22 protein-coding genes and 2 pseudogenes are annotated in these 25846 nt (G+C 64.5%); 8 read left to right on the top strand and 16 right to left on the bottom strand.

Going from position 1 to position 25846, the window contains the following annotated elements; genetic code table 11:
* Positions 1-78: 78 nt before the first annotated feature.
* Both ACGLHR_RS15915 and ACGLHR_RS15920 read right to left on the bottom strand, forming a co-directional pair.
* Positions 79-321 (bottom strand): annotated as a pseudogene (locus tag ACGLHR_RS15915) (alkaline phosphatase family protein); the annotation flags it as partial.
* An 87-nt stretch (positions 322-408) separates the two neighbouring features.
* The gene (locus ACGLHR_RS15920; RefSeq protein ID WP_400095084.1) at positions 409-732 is read right to left on the bottom strand and encodes a hypothetical protein; all 324 of its coding nucleotides are present in this window, start codon (positions 730-732) and stop codon (positions 409-411) included.
* 258 nt (positions 733-990) lie between these two features.
* Between ACGLHR_RS15920 and ACGLHR_RS15925 the strand changes: the two are divergent.
* Positions 991-1305 (top strand): annotated as a pseudogene (locus ACGLHR_RS15925) (protein NO VEIN domain-containing protein); the annotation flags it as partial.
* A 341-nt stretch (positions 1306-1646) separates the two neighbouring features.
* Positions 1647-6782 carry a RecQ family ATP-dependent DNA helicase gene (locus tag ACGLHR_RS15930; RefSeq protein ID WP_400095086.1) on the top strand — a complete coding sequence of 1712 codons (5136 nt, stop codon included), beginning with the start codon at positions 1647-1649 and terminating at the stop codon, positions 6780-6782.
* A 63-nt stretch (positions 6783-6845) separates the two neighbouring features.
* Here ACGLHR_RS15930 and ACGLHR_RS15935 read toward each other — a convergent pair whose 3' ends face one another.
* The 14 genes from ACGLHR_RS15935 to ACGLHR_RS16000 all read right to left on the bottom strand — a co-directional run bounded on the left by ACGLHR_RS15935 (position 6846) and on the right by ACGLHR_RS16000 (position 20069).
* A complete protein-coding gene (locus ACGLHR_RS15935; RefSeq protein WP_400095087.1) occupies positions 6846-7757 on the bottom strand; it encodes a transporter in 912 nt (303 codons plus the stop codon).
* Positions 7758-7866: 109 nt separating this feature from the next.
* Entirely contained in the window at positions 7867-8178 is a 312-nt protein-coding gene (locus ACGLHR_RS15940) for a YciI family protein (protein WP_267604933.1), read from the bottom strand.
* An 81-nt stretch (positions 8179-8259) separates the two neighbouring features.
* On the bottom strand, positions 8260-8628 hold the full coding sequence (locus ACGLHR_RS15945) for a Rieske (2Fe-2S) protein (RefSeq protein WP_400095088.1): 369 nt from the start codon (positions 8626-8628) through the stop codon (positions 8260-8262).
* An 8-nt stretch (positions 8629-8636) separates the two neighbouring features.
* The gene (locus tag ACGLHR_RS15950; RefSeq protein ID WP_400095090.1) at positions 8637-9728 is read right to left on the bottom strand and encodes a branched-chain amino acid ABC transporter permease; all 1092 of its coding nucleotides are present in this window, start codon (positions 9726-9728) and stop codon (positions 8637-8639) included.
* 10 nt (positions 9729-9738) lie between these two features.
* Positions 9739-10605 (bottom strand): branched-chain amino acid ABC transporter permease, encoded by an 867-nt coding sequence (locus ACGLHR_RS15955; protein WP_400095091.1) that lies wholly within the window; start codon positions 10603-10605, stop codon positions 9739-9741.
* Positions 10602-11315 (bottom strand): ABC transporter ATP-binding protein, encoded by a 714-nt coding sequence (locus ACGLHR_RS15960; protein ID WP_400095092.1) that lies wholly within the window; start codon positions 11313-11315, stop codon positions 10602-10604. The genes ACGLHR_RS15955 and ACGLHR_RS15960 overlap by 4 nt, the downstream gene beginning before the upstream one ends.
* Positions 11312-12034, bottom strand: coding sequence for an ABC transporter ATP-binding protein (locus tag ACGLHR_RS15965; RefSeq protein ID WP_400095093.1), 723 nt, complete (start codon positions 12032-12034; stop codon positions 11312-11314). The genes ACGLHR_RS15960 and ACGLHR_RS15965 overlap by 4 nt, the downstream gene beginning before the upstream one ends.
* Before the next feature lie 20 nt (positions 12035-12054).
* Positions 12055-13344: an ABC transporter substrate-binding protein gene (locus ACGLHR_RS15970; protein ID WP_400095095.1), complete on the bottom strand. Its 1290-nt coding sequence runs from the start codon at positions 13342-13344 to the stop codon at positions 12055-12057.
* Between the two features lie 51 nt (positions 13345-13395).
* Positions 13396-14454, bottom strand: a complete 1059-nt coding sequence (locus ACGLHR_RS15975) for a maleylacetate reductase (protein WP_400095097.1) — start codon at positions 14452-14454, stop codon at positions 13396-13398.
* A 36-nt stretch (positions 14455-14490) separates the two neighbouring features.
* Positions 14491-15954 carry an aldehyde dehydrogenase family protein gene (locus tag ACGLHR_RS15980; RefSeq protein ID WP_400095099.1) on the bottom strand — a complete coding sequence of 488 codons (1464 nt, stop codon included), beginning with the start codon at positions 15952-15954 and terminating at the stop codon, positions 14491-14493.
* A gap of 110 nt (positions 15955-16064) precedes the next feature.
* Entirely contained in the window at positions 16065-17060 is a 996-nt protein-coding gene (locus tag ACGLHR_RS15985; RefSeq protein ID WP_400095101.1) for a hydroxyquinol 1,2-dioxygenase, read from the bottom strand.
* Between the two features lie 46 nt (positions 17061-17106).
* Positions 17107-17598 (bottom strand): hydroxyquinol 1,2-dioxygenase, encoded by a 492-nt coding sequence (locus ACGLHR_RS15990; protein WP_400095102.1) that lies wholly within the window; start codon positions 17596-17598, stop codon positions 17107-17109.
* Between the two features lie 164 nt (positions 17599-17762).
* The gene (locus tag ACGLHR_RS15995) at positions 17763-18728 is read right to left on the bottom strand and encodes a LysR family transcriptional regulator (RefSeq protein WP_400095104.1); all 966 of its coding nucleotides are present in this window, start codon (positions 18726-18728) and stop codon (positions 17763-17765) included.
* Positions 18729-19124: 396 nt separating this feature from the next.
* Complete coding sequence (locus ACGLHR_RS16000) at positions 19125-20069, bottom strand: LysR substrate-binding domain-containing protein (RefSeq protein WP_400095159.1); 945 nt, start codon at positions 20067-20069, stop codon at positions 19125-19127.
* Between the two features lie 145 nt (positions 20070-20214).
* Here ACGLHR_RS16000 and ACGLHR_RS16005 point away from each other — a divergent pair, with 145 nt between their 5' ends.
* From ACGLHR_RS16005 to ACGLHR_RS16030, 6 genes are all read left to right on the top strand, one after another.
* Complete coding sequence (locus tag ACGLHR_RS16005; RefSeq protein WP_400095106.1) at positions 20215-20967, top strand: SDR family NAD(P)-dependent oxidoreductase; 753 nt, start codon at positions 20215-20217, stop codon at positions 20965-20967.
* Positions 20968-21056: 89 nt separating this feature from the next.
* A complete protein-coding gene (locus ACGLHR_RS16010) occupies positions 21057-21293 on the top strand; it encodes a 4-oxalocrotonate tautomerase family protein (RefSeq protein WP_267604920.1) in 237 nt (78 codons plus the stop codon).
* Between the two features lie 48 nt (positions 21294-21341).
* On the top strand, positions 21342-22184 hold the full coding sequence (locus ACGLHR_RS16015) for an oxidoreductase (RefSeq protein ID WP_400095107.1): 843 nt from the start codon (positions 21342-21344) through the stop codon (positions 22182-22184).
* A 2-nt stretch (positions 22185-22186) separates the two neighbouring features.
* On the top strand, positions 22187-23470 hold the full coding sequence (locus tag ACGLHR_RS16020; protein ID WP_400095108.1) for an MFS transporter: 1284 nt from the start codon (positions 22187-22189) through the stop codon (positions 23468-23470).
* A 298-nt stretch (positions 23471-23768) separates the two neighbouring features.
* Positions 23769-24512 (top strand): response regulator, encoded by a 744-nt coding sequence (locus tag ACGLHR_RS16025; protein WP_318231319.1) that lies wholly within the window; start codon positions 23769-23771, stop codon positions 24510-24512.
* The gene (locus tag ACGLHR_RS16030) at positions 24509-25846 is read left to right on the top strand and encodes an ATP-binding protein (protein ID WP_400095110.1); all 1338 of its coding nucleotides are present in this window, start codon (positions 24509-24511) and stop codon (positions 25844-25846) included. Before ACGLHR_RS16025 ends, ACGLHR_RS16030 begins: the two co-directional genes overlap by 4 nt.

Consider the following 25846-nt stretch of genomic DNA (forward strand, 5'->3'; position numbering starts at 1 on the left):
AAGCGCCCCGCAAACCCTGACCTACCGGCGCCCGGGAAATTACGCGGAAATTCAATCGGCGACCTGCGGAAAGTAAGGCGTGATGGTGCGCTTGTCGCCAAAACCACGCACGCCCTTGAGCGTGCCGAAATAGTGATCGAAGGAGCGGTTCTCCTGCATCAGCACAACGATGTGCTTCACATCCTCGATGCTGCGGCTCGCATCGTGAGCAGGGATCGCTAGCGCATTGCGAATGCCCTCCGGCAGTACGCCCATCGCGGCGGCGGCTCCCGCCGCCTGGGCGGCAGAGCGCAGAAAATCACGTCGGCTGTTGGATGTCATATTCGGTCTTCCGGCGAAATAGGTGGGGAGGAAGGACACGAACCTGCCGGCGGGCGGCATGCGTCCGTGGGCGCTGCGCAAACGTGGTCAGTCAGCGCTGTGAATCACAGGCGGAGCGAGTCCGCCGGAGGCGGATGCGGCGGTGGTGTCAAACGGTTGGTTCGGCTGGTTCGGCTGGTTCGTGGTGGAGACCGGCGGCTCGGGTGCCGCTTGGGCATCCGCTGGCGCGCGCATGACGGGCGCGTCCTGCGTGTTGCCAGAAGATACTGCGGTGGGCGCGCTGCCGCGGTCGCCGCACGCGCCGACGATCGCTGAGCCGAACGCGATGACCGACACCACCAAGCCGTGTCGGCACGCCACTGGCAATCCCTTGCTTCGCCGCCTGCGGCTTCTGTCCTGGCTGATCGACACGATGGCTCTCCGGCGATGTGGGCGCTCGCGCAATGATGCATCCGAGCCTTGCCAGCATAGGAAGGGATCGTGACCGATTTGTGACGCGTGGAGGTGCGGTTCGCAGCGTTGTCGTTAGCAACGCAGTCGCTAGCGGCAAAGTCGGCGAGGCCGCTGGCCGCCCGATCGACGGCGCGCAGCGACCCGATCGTTCCAGCCTTACTGGGTCAAGGCTTCGCAAATGCACGAATCGATTAGCCATCTGACCGGCTCGGCGAAGGTACTGGCTACGACACCCTCTCCTTCGAAGCCTCCGAACTGGCCCAGGTCATCGATGTAAGGACGGCCGACGTTGGAGTGCAGACGCCTGTCGTTGTCAGCGGGAACGAGATGGAGTTCCCAGAGGAGGCGGGAGATGCTTTTTGCCTTTATCGGAGGTTTGATTTTGCGACATCACCGAGAGCATCCATTCTACGTGGCTGGCCATCGTCGAATCTGATCCTAGAACCAATAACCAACACTATCGTGTACGCACTCAAGGCACTTCAATCAAAAATCCCTTGTCGTACGACATGCGTGCGCGTTCGCGCTTGACCAATGTCCGGCCGGCCGAGTGTTCTGTACAAGCCCGATCAGTCGGCCATGGCAAGCTCGGCCATATTGCCGCTCAGGCGTCTCATGTCCGATATCCAGATTTAGCGTGCGGATGGCGCCCCATTTGGGGCTCTTACCTTCCCGGCGGTCGCCATGCATGCCATGCGCGCCGTAGCCGACATTACCCCTTCACCACGAGGCCATCCCACGCAGACACATTTTGGTGCAATATTGCACACATTATGCCGCCAGTCTGCTCGGTTATCACCTGACTACGGCCTGGCGCGCCGAGATAACGGGACGCGCCGCTGAACCCATAACAATAACGTACCGAGGGGTTGATGTTGATGCAGGGCCAGGAAGCAAAAGTCGAGGGGGAAGCCAGTTTCTCACCACGCTGCGTCTCGATCGATCTCGAAGTCGGGGTCCACGATCAGCGCATTCACCAGTTTGCCGCCGTGCGCGGCGATACAGGGGAATCTCTCGTCCATCGGCATGGCGAGCTGTTTGCAGCACTGGAGAAACTCGATGCATTCTCCCGTGGTGGCGCCTTTATTCTTGGCCATAACCTGATCGCCTTCGATCTCCCCCATTTGGCGGCTGCGCATCCCAATTTGCACCTGCTCCAAATGCCTGCGGTTGACACGCTGCGAATCAATCCGCTGGCATTCCCTCGCAATCCCTATCACCATCTGGTCAAGCACTACCAGGATGGACAATTGAAGCGGGGCCGGCTTAATGATCCGGAGCTGGATGCGCGTCTGACGCTGGAGGTGTTTCGTGATCAGCACCGGGCCCTGCAGTCGCTCAATGCCACGAATCCGGAATATCTCGCCGCCTGGCACTGGCTGACGACGATCGACGGACCGGATTCCGGACTGAACGCCTTCTTCATCACCGTGCGCCGCAAGCTCAGGCCAACAAACGAGGAGGCCGCGGCGGCAATCGAGTCCCTGTTGGGTCGTGATACGTGCAGTACGCATCGCCGCCATATCCTGGCGGACGCGAAGCGGGATGGCTGGGCCCTCGCCTATGCAATTGCGTGGCTCTCCGTGGCGGGCGGAAATTCCGTGATGCCGCCCTGGGTACGCCACCAGTTTCCTGAGGCGGGGCGGCTGGTCAAGCTGCTCCGGGACACGCCGTGCGAGGATCCCGCATGCGCGTGGTGTCAGGAGCGCCACAACGCGGTCAAGGAGCTGGTTCGCTGGTTTCCGGCGCTGACCGGCTTTCGCCCGGAGCCGATGGACGAGAATGGCAGGCCCTTGCAGCAGAGCATCGTGGAGGCGGCGATGCGCGGCGAGCATGTGCTCGGGATCTTGCCTACTGGCACAGGCAAGTCGATCTGCTACCAGATCCCGGCGCTCTCGCGCTTTGAAAAGACGGGCGCGCTGACGGTGGTCATTTCCCCGCTGGTTGCGTTGATGGCCGACCAGGTTTCCGGCCTGGAAGCAAAAGGCATCACCTGCTGCGCCGCTGTCAACGGCCTGCTTTCCATGCCAGAGAGGGCGGACGTCCTGGACCGGGTCCGACTAGGCGATATCGGCATCCTGATCGTCTCGCCCGAGCAACTGCGCAACCGCGCCCTTCGCAAAGCGCTGGCGCAGCGTGAAATTGGCGCCTGGGTCCTGGACGAGGCGCACTGCCTGTCCAAATGGGGGCATGATTTCCGCCCGGACTATCGCTATGTGGGCCGCTTCATCAAGGAGCGGGCCGGCCAAGGCCCGGTACCCGCCGTGCTCTGCCTGACCGCGACGGCGAAGCCGGATGTCATGAATGACATCCTCGAGCACTTTCGCGAAAAAGTGGGGGTCGGCCTCAGGCTGTTCAACGGCGGGGCCAATCGCGACAATCTTGAGTTCTCGGTCATACCCACCACGTCCGAGGCCAAGCTCGATCATATTTCCCAGGTGCTCGCGTCCGAGCTCTCCCCGGAGAGCAAGGATGGCGCGATCGTCTACTGTGCAACCCGGAAAAGAACCGAGGAGGTAGCAAGCTTCCTGCGCGAGAAGGATATCCAGGCCGAGTACTTCCATGCGGGACTTGCACCGGAAACCAAGAGGAGCGTTCAGGAGCGATTTATCCGTGGCGACCTGCGCGTCATCACGGCCACCAATGCCTTTGGCATGGGCATAGACAAGCCCGACGTCCGGTTGGTAGTCCATGCGGATATCCCGGGTTCGTTGGAGAACTACCTGCAGGAGGCCGGCCGGGCAGGGCGCGACCGCAGCGCGGCCCGGTGCGTGTTGCTCTACACGACGGACGACGTGGAGCGGCAGTTCAGCATGTCCGCCCGTTCCCGGCTGACTCGCGCGGAGATACAAACGGTTCTCCGATCGCTCCGGAGCCTGGATCGCAAGAAGCGCCTGGGCGGCGAGGTCATCGCTACGCCAGGCGAGATACTCGCGGAAGACCAGGACGGAAAATTCGAGCGAGACTCGGCCACCGACGACACGCGCGTGCGCACCGCGATCTCCTGGCTCGAAGAGGCCATGCTGCTGACGCGCGAGGAAAACCAGGTACAGATCTTCCCCTCCTCACTACGTGTGGGCTCTAGCGAGGAAGCCAAAGAGAAGCTGGCCACAGCGCAATTGAACGACACCTATCGCCAGAAGCTGATGACCCTGGTCGAAGCGTTGCTAGGCGCGAACGCGGACGAGGGCATCTCGACGGACGAGCTGATGGGGATATCGGGCCTCAGTGCCGAAAAGGTGCGCGCAGCGCTCTTCGACCTGGAACACCTTGGTATCGCCAGCAATGACACCGCGTTGACGGCATTCGTTCACGTCGCGGTGGAGCGCTCGTCCACCAAGCGGCTGGAAGAAGCCCAGTCCATCGAACGGGCCCTGATCCTGCTGCTGCGCGAAGCGGCCCCGGATCTCGGCAAGGGCGAGTGGTCCGTGCTGCAGCTACGACGTGCGGCCCAGCGCTTGAAGGACGAGGGCCACCCCACTGCCTTGCCCGAGAAGGTCTGGCGCCTTATCCGGAGCATCGCCAATGATGGCCGCACGGACGAAGGGGGCATGGGTAGCATGCTGGTACGGCGCCTGGATGCGGAGAGCATCGGGATCCAGCTTCAGCGCTCCTGGGACAGCCTGGACAAGACGGCAGAGCTGCGGCGCACCGCAGCCGAACGCCTGCTGACACATCTTCTGTCCTGTACTCCGGCCGCGGCACGCGGCACAGACGTACTTGCAGAGACGACGCTCGGAAAGATGCTATCGGCGATGCAATCCGACCTGGTGCTCCTGGCACAGGTCAAGGAACCGACCAAGCTGCTCGACCGCGCGTTGTTGTGGCTGCACGAGCAGGAAATCATCCGCCTCAACAAAGGCTTGGCGGTGTTCCGGCCCGCCATGACGATTCTGCTCGACAAGGAAAAGCGCGCCTTCGTGAAGGCGGATTTCGTGCCGCTGCAGATCCACTACGACGAACAGGTCACGCAGATTCACGTGATGTCCGAGTACGCCCAGCGCGGGCTGCAGGCCATCGCCGATGCGTCGAGGCTGGCAATGGAATACTTCAGCCTGGCACGGAACGAATTCCTGCTGCGCTGGCTTCCGGGACGCGACAAGGAATTGTCCCGGCAAACCACGCCGGACTCCTGGCGTCGGGTCGTCGAAGCACTCAACAACCCGACCCAGCAACGCATCGTCACCGACGAACGTGAGCAAACCAATGTCCTGGTACTCGCCGGCCCGGGCTCAGGCAAGACTCGCGTGCTGGTACACCGCATTGCCTATCTGGTGCGGGCCAGGCGCGAGAATCCCCACGGCATCCTCGCGCTCGCGTACAACCGGCACGCGGCGGTGGAGATCCGAAAGCGCCTGTCGGCCCTGATCGGAGACGATGCCAGGAGCGTTACGGTATTGACCTGCCACGCGCTGGCCATGCGGCTTGTCGGCGCGAGCTTCGCGGGACAGGCCGAGAAGGCCGACAGCGACCGCTTCAGGGAAGTGCTGCAGCAAGCCATCAAGCTGCTCGACGGAAGCGATCTCCCGCCGGACGAGGCCGATGAACAACGCCAGCGGCTGCTGGCCGGCTTCCGCTGGATCCTTGTCGATGAGTACCAGGACATCGGTCCCGAGCAATATGCACTCATCTCCGCCCTCGCGGGCCGCACGCTCCAGGATGAAGAGAGCAAGCTCAGCATCTTCGCCGTGGGCGACGACGACCAGAACATCTATGCGTTCGATGGCGCCTCGGTCGAATTCATCCGCCGCTTCGCCGACGACTATCAGGCCAAGCCGGAGTTCTTGATCGAGAATTACCGCTCGACAGCGCACATCATCGACGCGGCCAATACCGTCATAGAACCGGCATCCGAGCGCATGAAGAAGGCGCAACCCATCACCGTCGATCGCGCCAGGCGGAGGGTTCCGCCTGGCGGTGAGTGGCAGTCTCGCGACCCTGTCGGGCAGGGCCGGGTTCAGATATTGCCCGCCGCCGACTCAATCGCCTCGCAGGCGCTCGCGGCGATCTCGGAACTCAAGCGCCTTGCCTCCCTCGACCGAGCGTGGAGCTGGAGCAACTGCGCGGTCATCGCCCGGGAATGGAGCTATCTGGAACCGGTTCGCGCCTACTGCGAGTTCCTGGGAATCCCGGTACAGATGGCCGATGAGGAATCCACGAATTTCTGGCGCTTGCGTGAAACACAGGCGATGCTGGCATGGCTGCGTAGCACCCCCGGCAACCTGGTCGATGTCGCTGCCATGCTGAGCTGGCTTGGCAAGCAAGAGGATGGCCCCTGGTGGGCGCTGCTTCGGGAGGCAGTGAACAGCTACGAGCTGGAGATTTCGGGCGCGGACCTGCCAAAGGACCACTTCACCGAGTGGCTTGCCGAATGGGGCCGCGAAACCAAGCGGCGCCAGACCGGCCTGCTTCTTCTCACTGCACATCGCGCAAAGGGTCTTGAGTTTGAGCACGTCGTAGTGCTTGATGGTGGCTGGGATAAGGTTGGGAAGAACGAAGACGCCGATGCGCCTCGGCGGCTGTACTACGTTGCCATGACGCGGGCAAGGAGCCTGCTGTTTCTGTGCCGCCTGTCCGGCGGCAACAAGTTCATCGATGCGCTCGCGAATTCAGACGGCACGATGCGACGCGCGCCGGTGCAGCTGCCGAGCCCTGTCGCTGCGCTGTCGACCCGATATCAACGCCTTACGCTTGGCGACGTGGATCTGGGCTTCCCCGGGCGTCGCGAACCAGGCGACCCCATGCACCTCGCAATCGCGGCGCTGCGCCCCGGCGATGCGCTCCAGGTGCGTCGCGACGATGACAGGTGGGAGTTGTCAAGCCCATCCGGCATCGTGGTGGGGCGCCTGTCGCGCCGCTATCGATCACCATTGCGCGTTGTGCGCGTCAGGGGGCAGGTGCATGCCATCGTGGTACGGCGGCTGGACGATGAGGAGGACGGCTTCAGGCAGCAGATACGATGCAAGGAGTGGGAGATCGTGGTGCCGGAGCTGGTGTTTGAGGCGTGACGCGCCGTGAGAGATGGGGGCGCACGGCTGCTGCTGCCGCATCCCCCTTGTTCACAGCGAAGCTCACAAAGGAAACACCACCTTGACCCAGAACGCGTTGCCCTGCGCCCGGTTGCGCACGCCCAGTTCCTTCTGCCATTTCGCCGTGACGAACCAGCCTTTGCCGCTGTCGTACTTGAGCGAGGGGCCGATTGCGAAGGCGCGTCCCTTGTTGTCCGGTACCGTCTGGGCGTTGACTTTGTCATCGCTGACCTGCCAATAGGCATAGCCGCCCGCACCGAGCACCCACCCGCCACCTACGCCCCATCCCAATGCGTAGTCGAAGTGGAATTCCTGCCCCGATTTGTAATTGGTCGCAGGATTCTTGAAGTTGTAGGTGTACATCGCCTTGATATCGGCGTTCAGGCCGGTGGGATCCACGTAGGTGAAATTCGCCAGCGGCTGGACGGCCCAATAGTTGCGGCCGATCTTGGCCAGATCGTTCTTGTTGTACTGGCCGGTGGGGGCGAACACGTCCACGCCAAACACGGCGTGCAGGTTCTCGCTGTAGTGATAGCCGAGGCCGGTGCCGAACACCATGTCGCCGATGCCTGTCTTGGTCTGGCTGGCGTTGCCGGCCTGCACCCGCAGGTTCACCAGCGGGAGGATCGTGTGCAGCACCACGTCGCCACCCAGCACTTTCACGCCGGGCACCCACACAAGGCGCGGCGAGATCGCGTTGGCGTGGACACTGAAGTCCAGGGGCACGCGATTGCCGTTATTGTCCCGAAGTGAATCCGCCTCGTAGCGGTTCAGGAATACCATGCCGTAGAGGCCGGGCGGCGGCAGCGCGCCGGTCATGTAGTTCTCCGCGCCCATCGGGTAGATGGAGCCGCCGTTTTCGGTAGCCGTTGCGCCGCCCGCGGCGGCGGCTAGGGTGGCGGCCAACACGCCGCGGCGCAAGGCAATGCGCCATTCAATCCGTGAGCACTTCATTGCTTCCTCCATTGTGGTGTCCCGATATGGGTTCTTTTGGTTTGCGCGGCGCGTCGCCGCCGGACTCCCGGCGACGGTACGAAGCGTTGCAGCGTTGCAGCGGTGCCGCTCATGCTGGTTTGTCCGGATTTCCCAACCCCCATTGCCACGGGCGGATTTCAACGCGCTCAAAGATGCCGTTGCGCACATAGGGATCCGCGTTGACAAAGCGCTCCACGTCGGCCAGCGCCTCGGCTTCCACCACCAGCAGGGTGCCGTTCATGCCGGCACCGTCTTCGGTGAGCGTCGGCCCGCCCAGCCGCACGATCACCCGCTGGGCGGATGGCGCCCGCAGGTAGGCCCGGTGCGCCGGGCGCACGCGCTCGCGCACGGCGCCCATGCCTGGCTTGTCGGTGGCGAATACCGCGAAGTAGTAACCCATCATTGCCCCTCCCCGGCCACGACGAAGTCGTAGCGCACTGCCCGCAAGCGCCCGCGGATATCGAGGCGCGCCGCGCATTCTTCAGGCCTGTCCGCTCTTGTCGTGGTTGAAGATCTGTCTTTGTTCAATGCATATGGCAACCGGCGTGAGTGCCGCGCCCTCGCATGGCCCGTCCACGCACAGCCCGTCCTCGAAGCGGAACATCGCGCTGTGATGCGCGCACATCAGCAAGCCGGGGTCATAGGCCCAGAACGTGTTCGGCTCGTAGTTCAGCGGAATCGAAAAATGCGGACAGACGTTGCGATACGCCCAGGCGTCATCGCCCCGGCGCAGCAAGACGATGCCAGGCACGCCGGCCTGCCCGGCCGGAATTTCCAGCGCGCCGCCGTGGGGAATGTCGTCGAGCGCGCACAGGAAGCCGGGCTGCGGTTCGGAAATGGCCGTGTTCATCGCTCACCTCATGCCCGATGCGTGGCCGGCGGCGTATCGAGCGAGTCCGCCATGCCGCCGGGCGATCGCTTCTGCGGCGGCGCGGTCTCGTCGAACACCACGCGCCGGCCCACCGGGAACAGTTGCAGGCCAAAGCGGCGTGACACGAAGCCCCACAGGCCCTGCGGAAAGTACATCGTCACGACAATGGCCAGGACCCCGAGCCCGATCAGGTACCAGGTGCCGTAGTCGGACAGGAACTTGTTCAAGACGAAGAAGATCAGCGCGCCGACTATCGGCCCTTCGAGCGTCCCCAAACCGCCAATCATCACGATGAAGATGCCGAATGCGGTCCAGTTCACCGAGAACGCAGCGTCAGGCGAGATGCGCAGGTTGCCAAGGAAATACAGGCCACCCGCCAGGGCCGCGCCGCATGCCGATACCAGATAGACGATGAGCCGCACGCGCTTCACGTCCACGCCCTGGCTGCTGGCCGCAACCGCGTTGTCGCGCATCGCGGTCAACGCAAGGCCAGCCTTCGAGCGCAGGAACACGTAGAGCAGGCCGACCGCGGCCGCGACGATGGCAAGCGCGAGCCAGAGTGTGAGTGACTCGCGCAGCGCGCGCGGCACCTCCCGCAGCGCGGTCAGGCTGGTGCCCGAGCCGCCGCCCAACACCGACACGTTCGCCACGCTCAGGCGGAACACTTCGGCGATCACCCACGTGCCGATCGCGAAGTACCCGCCTTCGAGACGGAACGCCACCAGCGACACCGGAATCGCCACCACCGTGGCGATTCCCGCGGCGAGCGGCACCGCGATGAACGGCGATACACCGCAATAGTTCGCGAGTATCAACATCCCATAGCCGCCGATGCCGAAGAACGCCTGCTGGCCGATCGACACCATGCCGCCGTACCCCGCGAGCAGGTTCCACATCATCGCGAAGACGAGATACGACGCAAGCTGCACGAAATCGCGCAACGCATCGCGCCCGGCCCACCAGGGCGCGCTGGCGACCGCCAGTGCGACGATCAGCAAGCCGGCTACGGCCACCCGGCTCGCGCGGGTCGCGCGCTGCACCTCGAAGCCTGGCGCAGCGCTGTTCAAGTACGTGGTCATGTCGATACCTCTATGCGGTTTTGGGCAGCAAGCCCTGCGGCCGGGCCACCAGCACGGCAAGAAACACCACGTGGCCAAGCCAGATGCCCCAGCCGGGGTCGAAGTAAAAGCCCACCTGTTGCGCGATGCCCAGCGCCATGCCGCCCACGAACGTGCCCCAGAAGGAGCCCATCCCACCGATGATCACGGCCTCGAACGCGTACAGCAGCAAAGCCGGCCCATCCGTCGGGGAGACCGCGGTGCGCATCGAATAGAGCGCGGCGGCGACGGCAATCAGCACGAACGCGATGCCCATCGCCAGCGCGTAGGTGCGGCGGTATGAGACGCCCATCAACTGGACAATCTCGCGGTCGTCGGAGGTCGCCCGAAAAGCCCTGCCGAGCGGCGTGCGGCCGAACAGCCATTGCATCGCGAACGCCAACGCGATGGTTGCGGCCAGCGCGGCGAGCGGAAGATAGCCGAGCGTGATGCCGCCCGCGAGCGTGATGCTCTTCGCTTCGAAGCTACCCGTCGCGATTGAGCGCGGGTCCGCGGAAAACACCTGCTGCAGCACGTTCTGGATCACGATCGACAGCCCGAAGGTGACAATCAGCGAGGGCAGCGGGTCGCGGCTGCTGACCCGGTTGAGGATGGTGTATTGCACCGCGTAGCCTGCACCGAATGCGATCACGAGCAGCAGCGCGATCGCGGCGGCGAGCGGCAGATGCGCCAGGCCCGTCAGCGCAAACAGCACGAAGACCAGCAGCACGATGAAGTCGCCATGCGCGGTATTGGTCAGCCGCATCACGCCGAACACCAGCGACTGGCCCATGGCGAAGAGCCCATACAGCGCGCCCAGCAGCACGCCTTGGACGACGATATTGATCAAGGTATTCATGCGACGACTCCGAAGTACGCCTGCGTGATAGCCTCGTCGGAGACGTTGGCCGACACGCCCGACAGCGACACCCTCCCCTCCTGGAAACAATAGAAGCGCGACGACACGCGGCGTGCAAGCTGCACGTCCTGCTCGACCACGATCGCGCTCATGCCGCCCGCGACAATCTCGGGCAACGCCGCATAGATCTCGCGCACAATCACCGGGGCGAGACCGAGCGAGAGTTCGTCGCACATCAGCAGATCCGGGTTGCTCATCAACGCGCGGCCGATGGCAACCATCTGCTGCTGACCGCCCGACAGTGCCGTGGCGGCGTGGTGGCGGCGTTCCCGCAACGCCGGGAACAGCGCATAGACGGTTTGCAAATTCCACCGTCCGGGCCGCTTGCAATACGCGCCGAGCAGGAGGTTTTCTTCGACCGTGAGGCTCGCAAACAGACGTCGCCCTTCCGGCACCAGCGCGATGCCCTTGCCGACGATGCCCTCCGCAGCCGCCCCGCCGAGCGGTTCGCCGCGGTACAGGATCTGGTCGGCGCGCGCGCGCAGCAGCCCGGCCACCGCTTTGAGGAAGGTCGACTTGCCCGCGCCGTTCGAGCCGATCAGCGCGATCACTTCGCCTTGCGCTACCGTCACGTCGATCCCGAACAGCGCCTGGAAATCGCCATAGAACGCGGTCAGGCCGCGCGTCTCCAATAGTGTCGACATGGTCATGCCTCCAGTCCGAGATACACCCGCCGCACCTCGGGGTCTTCCATCACGGCGGCGGGCAGTCCTTCGGCGAGCCGCTTGCCGAAATTGATGACCAGCAGCCGGTCGGCCACCGCGAGCAGCGCATGCACGACATGCTCGATCCACACGATGGTCACGCCGTGCTCCTTCACCCGGCGGATTTCATCGACGAGTTCGTGCGTTTCGGGTTCGGTCAAACCGCCCGCGATCTCATCGAGCAACAGCAATTGCGGCTGCGTGGCGAGCGCCCGCGCCAGCTCCAGGCGTTTGCGATCGAGCAGGCCGAGCGTTCCGGCCAGCTGGTTGGCGCGGGCCTTGAGGCCGGTGCGCTCCAGCACGTCGACGCAAACCTCGTAAGCGGCGTGCTCCGTCAGCTCACCGCCGAACGTCGCTCCCACCAGCAGGTTCTCGAACACGGTCATGCCGCCGAACGGCCGCGGCACCTGGTATGAGCGGCCAATGCCAGCCACGCAGCGGCGATGCGGCGGCAGGTGCCCGACGTCGGCACCGTCGAACTCGATGCCGCCCTTATCGGGCCGCACATCACCACTGACGAGGTTGAACAGCGTCGTCTTGCCGGCACCGTTGGGGCCGAGGATGCCGTAGGTCTCCCCGCGCTCGACCGCGAAGCTGATATCGTCGGTGACCAGCAACGCGCCGTAGCGCTTCGAGACGCCGGTCAGTTTCAGGACAGGGCTCATGGCAGTTCTCCACGCACTGGTCACGCGATCAGCTTGAGCGGGCCGCTTAGCGGCACGGTCGGCGCGAGCTGGTTGTTCACGATCGCCAGGTCGAAGCGATGCTTCTGGCCCTTCACCCACTGGCCGCCGACGAGTGGCGTCTTCGCGACATTCTTCACCGGGCCGCTGCCCCATGCGACATGGCCGACCAGCGTATCGAGCTTGGTCGACGCGACCGCGTCGCGAATCGCTTCGTTCGAGTCGACATCCTTGGCGCGTTTCAACGCATCGACCGCGATTTCAAACAGGGCGTGCGCGAAGCCAATCGGCTGCGTCCACTGCTTCGACGTCACGCGCTCGTAATCGTCGGCGACCTGCCGCGCGCTCTGTCCCGTCAGCGACGACTTGAACGGATGCGACGGCGACCACCACACCTCCGTCGACAGACCGTCGCCGAGATCGCCCAGCGTTTCGATCGAGGTCGGAAACAACAGCGCCTTGCCAATCGAGATGACTTTGGGCTTCAGGCCCTGCTGGCGCGCCTGGACCAGGAAGTTCTTCGCGTCGGGCGGGATCACAACGCCGGTGACGATCTGCGCATTCGCCTGCTTGAACGCCGAAATCTGCGCGGAGAAGTCCTGCGTCATGCTCTGGAAACGACCCGGGTCTTTCAGGGTGAAACCCTTTTGCGCCAGCACGGGCGGAAACCCAAGCTTGGCATCGCCCCATGCGTTGCCGTCGCCGTCGTTCGGGAACAGGGCGCCCACGCTGTGGTTGGTCTGCACCGATTGCCACATGCCGGTATAGACGGCGATCACGTCCTCCAATCCCCAGAAGAAATGATAGGTAAAACGAAAGCCCTTTTTCGGATCGCCTTTCCTGCCGAAAAACCACGGCTGCCACGGCACCACGGTCGACACGCACGGCATCTCGTTCAGTTCGCACACATCGCTGACGGGATTCGCGGTCTCAGGCGTACCCGACACCAGCATGATGTCGACCTTGTCCTTGAGAATCAGGTCGTTCGCCACTTCGCCGGCGCGATTCGGATTCGACTGGCTGTCCTTGACCACGATCGATACCGGGTACGGCTTGCCGCCGATCACGATGCCGCTCTTCAGCGCCGTCTGCATCTGCTGGATCGTGAAGCGATCGGCTTCCCCGAACGGCGCGAGCGGGCCGGTTTGCGGCGATACATAGCCGATCTTCAAGGTACGCGGGCCGGCTGCGAACACCAGCGGCGACAGCGCCGAGGTCGAGGCGGCGAGCGCGCCGCCCGCCGCCAGCGTGACGAAGCGGCGGCGTCCGGCATCGAAGGAATGTCCGTCCATGGTTGTCTCCTGTCTTATTGTGTCGATGTGTAGGTGTATCAGTGCGTGCAGCTACGTCGGTGGTCGCCCCTCGAAGGCGGCTTCCAGCAACGCTCGCAGCGGTGCGCGTTCGACCGGCCGCGGGTTCCAGTACGGATTCTTCAAGGCGAGATCGAGCGCCACGTCCAGATCCGCCGCGGTGAGGCCGATGTCCTTTAGCGCAGTCGGCGCGCCGTGGTCGTGTGCGAGATCGAACGCCGCTTGCGCGGCATCCTCGGCGCGCAGGGCCCGGGCGATGCGCTTCATCGCTTCAGGGGCGGCGTCGCGGTTGTAAGCCAGCACATGCGGCAACACGATCGTGTGCGTCTCCGCGTGCGGCAGATTGAACGTGCCGCCGAGCGTGTGGCATAGCTTGTGATGCAGCGCCATGCCGACGCTGCCGAGCACGGCGCCGCACAGCCATGCGCCATACAGGCAGTCCGAGCGCGCGGCGAGATCGGCTGGCTCGTCCATCACGCGTGGAAGACCGTCTCCCAGTGCCCGGATGCCCTCTTCCGCCATCAGGCTGATGATCGGGTTGGCGTCCTGCGCGTACAGACCTTCCGCCGCATGGGCGATGGCATTTATGCCGCTGGTGAGCGACAGCGCGGGCGGCAGCGAGGTCGTCAGCGCCGGATCGTAGATCACCGTCTTCGGCAGCACGCGCAGGTCGCGCCCGGTCTTCTTCACGCCGCCCTCGGTGAGGCCGTAGATCGGCGTCATCTCGGAACCCGCATAAGTGGTCGGGATGGCGATGATCGGCAGCGACGTTTCGAGCGCAATGGCCTTGCCGAGCCCGGTCGTCGATCCACCGCCGATCGCGATCGCGCAATCGGCGCCGACCTGTGCTGCGAAAGCGCGCGCCTGGCGGGCGGTCTCGACCGGCACGTGCATGACGGCTTCGGCAAAGACGCCGGCCGCACGCGCGCCCAGTTGTGCGGCCAGCGCTTCCGCCTGCGCGCGCTGCTGCGGGGTGGACAGCACGAGCGCGCGCGTCGCGCCGAGCAACTCGATCTCGCGGCCCAGCTGGTCGAGACTGCCCGCGCCGAACACCACGCGCGATGGCAAGCCGTTGTAGACGAAGGGGTTCATGGCGGTTCAGCCTGGTTCAGCGCGGTTTAGCGCGGTTTAGCGCGGATAGTAAGGCGGTATCTGCGCATCCACGTTGACCCAGACCGACTTGGGTTGCGTGTACTCGCGCATCGCTTCGAAGCCCATCTCGCGGCCATAGCCGCTTGCGCCGACACCGCCGAACGGCGATCCTGGGCTGACGCGCTTGTAGCAATTGATCCACACCATGCCGGCGCGGATCTCGCGGGCCACCAGGTGCGCGCGTTGCAGATCACGAGTCCAGAGACCCGCGCCGAGACCATACTCGGTGCCGTTCGCGATGGCGAGCGCTTCCTCGTCCGTGCGGAACGTGGTGACGGTCATGAACGGACCGAACACCTCTTCCTGCGACACCCGATGTTCTGGCTTCGCCGCGACGATGGTCGGCTCCACGTAGCAGCCGTTCGCCAGCGCCGCCGCCTCCGGTGCCTTGCCGCCGGCCAGCACGCGACCGCCCTGCTCCCGCGCAATGTCCACGTAGGAGAGCACGCGGTCGCGATGCTGGCGCGAGGTGAGCGGGCCCATCTCGGTCGATGGGTCGAGCGGATCGCCGATCTTGATCGTGCGGCTCAACGCAGTGAATTTCTCCAGCACCTCGTCGGCGATCGACTCATGCACGATCATCCGCGAACCCGCGATGCACGCCTGCCCCTGGTTGTGGAAGATCGCGAACGCGGACCCTTGCACAACGGCATCGATGTTGGCGTCGCCGAATACGATGTTCGCGCCTTTGCCACCGAGTTCGAGCTGCACCTTCTTCAGGTTGCCGCTCGATGCCTGCACAATCTTGCGGCCCACCGCGGTCGAACCCGTAAAAGCGATCTTGCTGATCTCAGGATGCTCCGCGATGTATTGACCGGCCACATTGCCGAACCCTGGCAGGATATTGACGACGCCGGCGGGAAACCCCACCTCCGCCATCAGCTCGGCAATCGCAAGACTCGACAGCGGCGTCAGTTCCGCCGGTTTCATGATCACGCAGTTGCCGGCGGCGAGCGCGGGCGCCATCTTCCAGCTCGTGAACATCAGCGGGAAATTCCACGGCACCACCTGCCCGACGATGCCCACCGGCTCGCGCGTCAGGTAGTTCAGGAAGCCCTGCTCGACCGGAATCACCGAACCTTCGAACTTGTCGGCCATGCCGCCGAAATAGCGGAACGTGGCGGCCGTGCGCGGCACATCGAGATTGCGCGTATCGCGAATCGGATGGCCGGTGTCGAGCGATTCGAGCCGGGCCAGCGCGTCGGCATTCGCCTCGATCGCATCGGCCAGCTTCAGCAGCAGCCGGCCGCGCTCCATCGCGGCGAGATTGCTCCACTTCGGAAACGCCGCCTTCGCGGCCGCAACGGCGCGGTCCACATCGGCGGCTCCGGCCATCGCAACGTCGGCGATCACCGAGTTGTCGTGCGGATTCAGGGTGGCGAGGGTTTCGCCGCTTGCAGCCGGCACGAACTGGCCGCCGATGAAGAGTTGAGTTTGCATGTTGGTCCTGCAATAGGAAAACAGTAAAACAGTAAAACCTGGACGTGACATCCCCCGCGGCGCCAGCGTTCTGGCGCCGTTCGATCGACGATCGGGGGAATGCCGGAGAGTTAGATCTGGATCGGGTAGGGCGGCAGCTCGCCGCTTTCGTAGCGCTTCGGCAGATCGGGCGTGGCGTTCTCCCAGACCAGCAACATCGAACGCTTCTGCGAATAGCCTTTGTGACGGATGTCGGCGGGCATGGCGGCGATGTCGCCCGCGTTCATCGTGATGCGTGCACGCGGCTCGCCGCTATCCTTGTCGGCGACGTCCCAGATGATCTGGTCGGACAGTTGCAGGAACCACTCGACGCGGTCGTTGCCGTGGAACACCGGCAGCACGAATTCCTCGGTGGTCGGGCAGAACAGGCTCTGCTGGCAGACCGACGTGACCGACGGATTCCAGGTCACATCCGAGCGCGACAGGTACTTGAACAGGCTGAACGCATGCAGCGCGCCCTCGAAGCCCGGCTCCGCATGAATCTCCGGCTCGTCCTGGACCACGTCCGCGAACTGGCGATTGACCGGCAGGTCGTCGCGCAACGGCGAATCACCTTCGAGGCCCGGCATGCGCTTGGTGGCGATGCGCGTGCGCTCGATTGCCGCGATGTTGTCGCCATGTTTCGCGCCGAACGCGGAGCCGGTCTCCTCGGGCGCGGCAAAGGGGTCGAAGCCCTCGTTGACCCAGTCCCGCAGGATCGCCTTGAACGTTGCCATGATGAGCGGCGTATCGAACTGCTGCGTATGATCGATGCCCGCATCCTTGTAGCTCGCGTTGTACGAGCCCGCATACATGTCGACCTTGCCGTAGTGATTGCGCGTGCCGATCACTTCGTCGAAATTGACCCAGCCGTAGAAGAAGCCCCACGCCACGTCGCGCATCATCGCGCGCAGGAAGTCGTCGGCGTGCATCTGGTGCGAGCGCGTCTGGCCGTTCGCGGGCCATTTGACGGTGGCGAAATACGCATCGCGGCTGAACTCGAAGTCGCCGAGATGGAAGACGCGGTAGCCGGTGGTCGGATCGGGCTCGGTCGCGGTGACGCTTTGCAGCCCGGTTACTTTGTCCATGATTGACTCCATTCGTTGATAGATCGCGTAGATCGCGTAGAGAGGGTCATTGGATGCAGATTTCGGCCCACTTCTCGACCGAGCATTGCCCAAGGATCGTTTGCACGAGCAGCACGCCCTTCGTCACCGCTTCGAAACGGTACGCAGCACCCGCCGGCAGCAGCGCCTGATGGCCGCGCCTGAGGCGCACGTAGCCCATCGGCTGGCCCGCCGGCTCGCCGTCCAGGCGCACCGTGCCTTCCGTCTTTGCATCGACGAGCGGTCCGGCCGAGGGCTTGATGAAGTACACGTCGATCTCGCCGTCGAGCACGACCGCAAACTCATCGTGCGATGCAGCAAACCACGGCGACGAACCTTCCGCGCGCAGCGTCTCGATCACGTACTTGAGATTCTTGCCGACCACGACTTTCTGATAGGGCTGCGCGCGGCTCGCGACTTCGAACACGTTCGACATCGCGTAATGCTCCGGCTTGCCCTTGATGATTTCGATGGAGCCCTTCCGAAAATTGTCCAGGCTGCCGAACCAGGTCTGTTGCATGTCTGCCTCCGTTGATCCCTGAATGCGTTGTTCCTTGCATCGAAGATTAAGTGGCGACAGGCTGGACAGCAATGATCCGAGGGTCGGGAATCGCGAACCATGGGTGCATCAAAAAGGCCCCAGGGAAAGTACCTAGAGGGTAACCCCAGGAGGCAGGCAGAAGGTCAATCTTCGGCCAGCTCCTCGTCGACGCTCTTCGTCTCGTCGTCCGGCGGCGCAATGCCTAGCGCCTTGTCCCACTGCGGCTCGCGCGGGTAGCGTGTGCGCAGGAAATCGACAAACGCCTTCACCTTGGTCGTCGAGCGGTGCGACGCCGGGTAGACGGCCGAGAGCCACAACGGCGGTGCCGCATACTCCGGCAACACGCGCTCCAGGCGCCGCTCGAGCAGATCGGCGGCGGCGACCATCGTCGGCAGATAGACCACGCCCGCGCCGGCTCGCGCGAACTCGAGCAGAAGATGCACGCTATTGGTTTTCAGCACCGGATTAAGGGCGATTTCGAAGCACTCGTTGCCCCGCATCAGCGGCCACTTGTCGCCCCACGGGTAGTAGGAGTAGCGCGCAAAGTCGTGCCGCAGCAGATCGAGCGGTGTCTCGATCACGGGCTCTTCCTTCAGGTAACCGGGCGCCGCGCACAGCACGCCGCGCACCGGAAACAGCTGCCGCTCGACGAGCAGGTTCGACGCCGGCGGATAGATCTGGAGCGCGAGATCGAAACCCTCCTGAACCGGATCGATAACCCGGTCGTTGACCGTGACGACGAACTCCACGCGCGGGTACGCCGCGCGAAATTCGATCAGCGTCTGCGAAAAATGCCCGAGAGCGAAACCGGGCAGCACGTGGATGTTGAGCGTGCCGGATAGCGAATGGGGCTCGCCGCGCGAGCGCCCCGACAGATCGTGGACCCTGTTGACCAGTTCGGCGCAATCGCGGTAATAGGTCTCACCGAGTTCCGACAAGCGCACCGCCCGTGTCGAACGATGAAAGAGCGGCACGCCGAAATGTTCTTCCAGTTGCTTGACGCGCGTGGTCACCACGGATTTGGCGACGCCCAACTGGCGCGCGGCACTGGCAAAACTCTGGGCCTCAGCGGCCCGCACGAAGGCCTCCATCGACATGAACAGGTCCATGCTGTCTCCCGTGGTCACTGTTCTCGCGACCTGATCTGATGGGGTGAAGTGTAATTTGTTTTGGGAGGCGTTGCCGGCATGCGTCGGGCTCGGGCAGCTAGCGCCTTCTCCCGTTTGGAGAGTGGCGCGATGGCGTCTTGGCGACGGGGCAGAACGAGTGTTGGCAGATCAATGGAGCTGGAGCGAGGGCAACCGCCTGGCCAGATCTTTGTATGGGTTCATCAGACTTTCGATCCTCCATCCGAGCGAGAGCGACACGATGCAATGCGCTGGTTTGCTCCCCTCTCCCATGAAATGGGAGAGGGGCCGGGGGAGAGGGTGGGCGCTCGCTCAAGGTGAAGAGCTGCACCTGCGCGAGATTGCACGCGAGCGCTCTTGCTACGCCTGCGCCGGACTTCAACGTCGGCGAGCCCCGCTTTGATCAGCAGTTGGCCCACGCGCTTGTTCCATCATGAACTCGACGAACGCCCGCACGCGCGATGGCAGTAAACGGCCGTGCGGATACATCAGGCTGACGGGGCGCATGCGCCCGGCAAAAGCTTGCAGGACCTCGACCAGCTCGCCTTGCGCCAGGTCCCGCTCGACGACGAATCGGTAGGTCTGGAACAGCCCTGCGCCCGCTTTGGCCAGCGTCACGCCGGCCAGCACGTCTTCCGCGCACATGTAGTTGCCCGTCGAGAAGATCTCCTTCTCGTGCCCCCCTTCCTTGAACAGCCACGAGATCTGCCGCCCGCTGCTCGGTAGATCGAACTGGATGCACTCGTGCTGGTCCAGGTCCGACAGCGTTTTGGGTATCCCTGCGCGCTTCAGATAGGCGGGGCTCGCGACCACGACCAGTGCCGCGTCTTCAAGGTGCCGGGAGACCATCAGCGAGTCCGGCTGCGCGCGGAAGCGGATCGCCACGTCGAAGTTTTCCTCATGGAAGTCGACGTTGCGGTTGCTGATATGTGCTTCCACCTTGATCAGCGGGTACTTGGCGCGAAACGCGGGCAGGAGCGGCAACAGGCGATGGTGCCCGTAGGTGGTCGGCGCGCTGATGCGGATCGTGCCCGAGGGCTGCACCTGCTCGCCGGTGACCTTGCGCTCGGCTTCGACCAGCTGATTGAGCGCGGCGCGGCATTGCTCGAAGTATTCCTTGCCACCTTCAGTCAGCCGGATGCTACGCGTGGAGCGCACGAACAGGCGCACGCCCAGGCGCTTTTCCAGGCGCGAGATCGAGCGGCTGACGGCCGCAGGCGTGACGCCTGCGGTATTGGCGGCCGCCGTGAAGCTGCCGGCCTCGGCGGCCAGGCAAAACAGCTCGATGCTGCCGAGCAGGATGTCGTCGAATTGCCGGTGCATATTCTTTACACGATGTAATAGGAAAAGTGCAGGAAACCCCGTTTTTTGCGTTCTACAGCAGCAATATAGTACCTCCACACCGGTGACGGCTTTGGAGTCCGACACCGGACCCTGAACCTGAACCTGGATCCATCGGAGGACCATCATGAGCAACACCCACAACACCCACAGCACCGACAACACCGTCATCATCACCGGCGCCACCAGCGGCATCGGCCTGGGCCTGGCCGAAGCCTTCCTCAAGGCGGGCTACAACGTCGTTGGCACCGGCCGTTCCACCGAGCGCCTGCAAGCCGCCGCTGAACAGCTGAATGCTGGCGAGCGCTTCCTGGGCGTCGCGGGCGACGTCGGCAAGCCCGAATCGGCGCGCCAGGTTTTCGCGCAGGCCATTGCCAAGTACGGCAAGGTCGACGTGCTGGTGAACAACGCGGGCATCTTCACGGCCAAGCCGTTCGTGCAGTTCACGCCGGACGAAGTGGAGGAGCAGATCTCCACCAACCTGAAGGGCGTGCTGTATCCGTCGCAGGAAGCGGCCAGGCACATGAGCGAACGCAAGCGCGGCAAGATCATCAACATCACCGCGTCCCTGGCGCTTCAGCCGCACGGCGGTGTGCCAGCGCTGCTGGCCGTGGCCCTCAAGGGCGGCATCAACCAGGCCACGCGCGCGCTGGCGCTGGAACTGGCGCCCCACGGCGTGACGGTCAACGCGGTCGCCCCGGGTGTCGTGGACACCCCGATGCATGCCGCCGAAACCCATGCGGCACTCGGCAGCCTGCACCCGCTGGGCCGCATCGCCAACATCGCCGAGATCAGCGACGCCGTGCTCTACCTGGCCAAGGCCGACTTTGTCTCCGGCACCGTGCTGCCGGTGGACGGCGGCTTCAGCGCAGGCCGCTGAAGCCGGCAGCCGCGGCCGGACGTGTGTCCTGCCGCGGCCCGGAATCCATTGCTCTCATCTCGAAACGTCAATCCATGCAGGAGGCCGCCATGCCTTTCGTCAGCATTCGCATTACCCGCGAGGGAACCACCGCCGAGCAGAAAGCCCAGGTCATCAAGGAAGTGACCGAGACCCTGGAGCGCGTGCTGCACAAACCGCCCGAATGGACGCACATCGCAATCGAAGAGGTGGATACCGACAACTGGGGTTTCGGGGGCCGGACGACCACCGAGATTCGCAAGCAGTCGAATGCCGCTTCAGCCCCCGGTGCGCAGGACAGCCGATAAACCGCCTTGGGCGGCGCCAGCCCCTACCTGGAGTCCGTGGAGTCTGCAATGAAGACCATCAAGAAGACCTTTCTCATCACCGGCGTCAGCGGCGGCCTGGGCCGCGCCTTTGCCGAGGCGGCGCTGGACGCCGGGCACCGCGTGGTCGGCACCGTGCGGCGCGAGGATGATCGCACCGCGTTCGAGGCCCTGCACAGCACGCGCGCCAAGGCCGTCATCCTGGATGTCAGCCGGCTGGATGAGGTCGAGCCCGCCGTGCGCAGGATCGAACATGACTGGAGCCCGCTCGACGTGCTCGTCAACAACGCGGGCTACGGCCATGAGGGCATCCTGGAGGAGTCGCCGCTGACCGAGCTGGTCCGCCAGTTCGAGGTCAACGTGTTCGGCGCGGTGGCCATGATCAAGGCCGTGCTGCCAGCCATGCGCCAGCGGCGCCGTGGCCACATCGTCAATATCACGTCGATGGCCGGCTACGTGGGCTTGCCCGGCGTCGCTTATTACAACGGCAGCAAGTTCGCGCTCGAAGGCATCAGCGAAGCGCTGTCCAAGGAAGTCAGCGGCCTTGGCATCAAGGTCACGGCCGTCGCGCCGGGGTCCTTCCGCACCGAATGGGCAGGGCGCTCGATGGTCCGTTCCGGCCGCTCGATTGCCGACTACGACGCCGTGTTCGAGCCGGTGCGCCGGCGCCGGCAGGAATACAGCGGCCACCAGGCGGGGGATCCGGCCAAGGCGGCCCTCGCGCTCCTGCGCATTGTCGACGCTGAGGATCCGCCGACGCATCTGCTGCTCGGCGACGACGCCCGGCGGCTTGTCGAGGCGCGCCTCAGGGCCTTGGGCAGAGAGATCGGGGCTTGGGAATCCATCACGGGCTCAACCGACTTCGGGGGGTAGCCATGCAATCCGCAAAAATGAACCAGGCTGCCCACCAGGCCGCCCAATCGACGTCCGCCGCGCCTGGCCGGGCGAGCAACATCGGCTACGCCGCGCGCAACGAACACTACTGGCGGCGCAATCTTGCGGTCTGCGTGTTCGGCTCGTTCACAACGCTGGTCAGCCTGAGCATGCTGCTGCCGTTCCTGCCCGTGTACGTCAGGCAGCTTGGCGTCGAATCGCAGTCGAGCGTGATTCAATGGTCGGGCGTTGCGTTCGGCGCGACGTTTTTCGGCACGGCGCTGACCGCGCCGCTCTGGGGGCGGCTGGCCGATCGCTTCGGCCGCAAGCCGATGCTCATTCGGGCGGCGGTCGGGATGGCCGTGGTGATGTCGCTGATCGGCGTCGCCCACAATGTCTACGAGCTTGTCGCGCTGCGGCTGATCGCCGGCCTCGTGGGCGGCTTTGCGTCGGCGTCTACGGTGATGGTCGGCACCCAGGCGCCGCGCGAGCGCGCGGGTTGGGCGCTGGGCATCCTGTCGACCGGCGCGCTCGCCGGCAACCTCGTCGGGCCGCTGGTCGGCGGGCTGCTGCCGGAATGGATCGGCATCCGGGGCACGTTCTTCGCGGGCGGGGCGATGATCGCGGTCACCGCGCTGCTGACGATCTTTGTCGTCAAGGAGGACTTTCATCCGGCCAGCGACGCTAGGGGCCGCACGGCCAATCCGGCTGCGGGCGCGGTGCGCCGCACGAACTACGCTGTCGTGGCCGCACTGCTGGTGACGGCAATGATGGTGTTGCTCGCCAACATGTCGATCGAGCCAATCATCACGGTCTATATCGGCAGCCTGGGCGTGGGCGCGGATCACCTGACCCGCATCGCGGGCGTGGTGATGGCGTGTTCGGCGCTCGGCAGCGTGCTGACGGCGGCGCGGCTCGGCGCATTGGCCGACCGCATCGGTAGCTGGAACGTGATCATCGGCTGCCTGGTTCTGACGGGGCTTGCGATGCTGCCGCAAGCGTTTGTCACGCACTGGTGGCAACTGGCCGCGCTGCGCATGCTGATGGGCATGACGCTCGCTGGCCTGCTGCCTGCGATCGGCAAGCTCACGAGACAATCGGTTGACGAACACGCGACGGGGCAGATGCTGGGGTATCTGCAATCGGCGCAGTTCAGCGGCCAGGTGATCGGGCCGGTGATCGGCGGTCAGATCGGCGTGAGCCTCGGCCTGCATTCGGTGTTCTTTGTCACGGGTGGGTTGCTGGTCGCCTGCGCCGGACTGGCCCAGTGGGCGCGTCGCCGCTGAGCACAAATGGCACGACGGGCAGGATGCATGGGCTCAGGATGGTCGGTGCGCCACCCAGGCAAGCAAGTAGCAGCAGAGGTATGATCGGGTCTGTTGGCGTGGCTGGGTTGCCCTTGATCAGGCACCGCGGACGTCGCCTGGGTGTGTCGCAAACATGCGTCGCAAACAAGCGAGTTTGTACCTCTTTGTGGCAGCGCGGCGCCCGGATACATTGCGATACACGCGGGGCCGAAGGCCCCCATACAATGGCGACGAAACTGACTGGCCGAACATTCCCAATCCTGCCGAGGTGAACCCGATGGAATCGCACGTCGACCATATCCTGATCGTCGATGACGACCGGGAAATCCGTGAACTCGTTTCGACCTATCTCACCAAGAACGGCTTGCGCGTGACGGTGGCGCCGGATGGCCGCCACATGCGCTCGTTCCTGGAGGCCAATACCGTCGACCTGATCGTGCTCGATCTGATGCTGCCGGGCGATGACGGCCTGGTGCTGTGCCGCGAATTGCGTGCCGGAAAGCACAAGGCCACGCCCGTGCTGATGCTGACCGCGCGCGACGATGAAACGGATCGCATCATCGGCCTCGAAATGGGCGCGGATGATTACGTCGCCAAGCCCTTTGCCGCGCGCGAGCTGCTGGCGCGCATCAAGGCCGTGCTCCGCCGCACCAGGATGCTGCCGCCCAATTTGCAGATCACCGAAGCAGGGCAGATGCTCGCGTTCGGTCACTGGCAATTGGATACCACCGCGCGCCACCTGATCGACAGCGACGGCACCATCGTCACGCTCAGCGGCGCGGAGTACCGGCTGCTGCGCGTGTTCGTCGACCATCCGCAGCGCGTGCTCAACCGCGATCAACTCCTCAACCTCACGCAGGGCCGCGAGGCGGACATGTTCGAGCGCTCCATCGACCTGCTGGTCAGCCGCCTGCGCCAGCGCCTGGGAGACGACGCACGCGAACCCAGCTACATCAAGACCGTGCGCAGCGAGGGCTACGTGCTTGCGATGCCGGTGGAGATCAAGGAGGCCCGCCAATGAGCACATTGAACGCAACGAGCACAACGAGCACAACGAGCACGCGCCTCTGGCCCTGGCCGCGCTCGCTGGGTTCGCGCCTGTTCCTGATCTTGCTTGCCGGGCTGGTGATCGCGCATGGTTTGTCGTTTGGCGTGCTGTTCTCCGAGAGATACATGACAGCGCACGAAGTCATGCTGGGCACGCTGGAAACCGACGTGGCCACCTCGGTTGCCATCCTCGACCGCGTTCCCGCCGCCGAGCGTGCGCAATGGCTGCCGCGCGTGAATCGCGGCAACTATCAATACATATTGGGGCCGGGCTCGCCGGGCGTGCCCGAGATGACGCAACGCGGCAAGGATATTGCCGCGCGGATCACCCAAGCCAGCGAGGGCCGCTTTCCCGTCACGGTGGAGTCGATCCCGGGCGACGGCAAGCAGTTGCAGGCGCACCTGACGCTGAGCGACGGCAGCCCCCTGACCATCGACGTGCATCCGCGCATGATCCCGATCGCCCAGTGGCTGCCCTATGTGCTGGTGATCCAACTGTTGTTGCTGGTCGGGTGCTGCTGGTTCGCCGTACGCGTGTCGATCCGGCCGCTGGTGGCACTGGCCGATGCCGCTGATACGCTCAATCCCAACATAAAGACGCCGCCGCTGGCCGAAACAGGCCCCGCCGAGCTGACCCGCGCCGCGCGGGCATTCAATGCCATGCGCGAGCGCATCGCCCAGTTCATCGAGGAGCGCGTGCAGATCCTGGCGGCCATCTCGCACGATCTGCAGACGCCGATCACGCGCATGAAACTGCGCGCCGAGCTGGCAGAGGACTCCGAGGAGAAGCGCAAGATGGTGCAGGACCTGGCCGAGATTGAAAGGCTCGTGCAGGAAGGGCTGGCGTACGCGCGATCCACGCATGGCGATGGCGAGAAGCCATCGAGAATCGACCTCGGATCGTTCATCGAGAGCCTGGCCTACGACTATCAGGACATCGGCAAGGCAGTGACCATCCAGCAGAACATCGGCGGCGCCATCGTGACGCGCCCCCATGCGTTGCGCCGGATCCTGACCAACTTGATGGACAACGCGATCAAGTTCGGCGGCGCGGCGGAACTGCGCGTGGACCGCGAGCACGACACCGTGATCATCGAGGTGCTCGATCGCGGCACGGGCATCCCGCAAGACAAGCTCGAAGCCGTGCTGCAGCCGTTCGTGCGACTCGAAAGCTCGCGCAGCCGCGAGACCGGCGGCTCCGGCCTGGGCCTCGCCATTGCATATCAGCTTGCGGTGGCCATCGGCGGCTCGCTCAAGCTGCGCAACCGTGAAGGGGGCGGGCTGGCAGCGATCGTCAGGCTAGGCTGA

It is taken from the genome of Cupriavidus sp. CuC1 (genome assembly GCF_044627735.1).
GTDB classification, from domain to species: domain Bacteria; phylum Pseudomonadota; class Gammaproteobacteria; order Burkholderiales; family Burkholderiaceae; genus Cupriavidus; species Cupriavidus ulmosensis.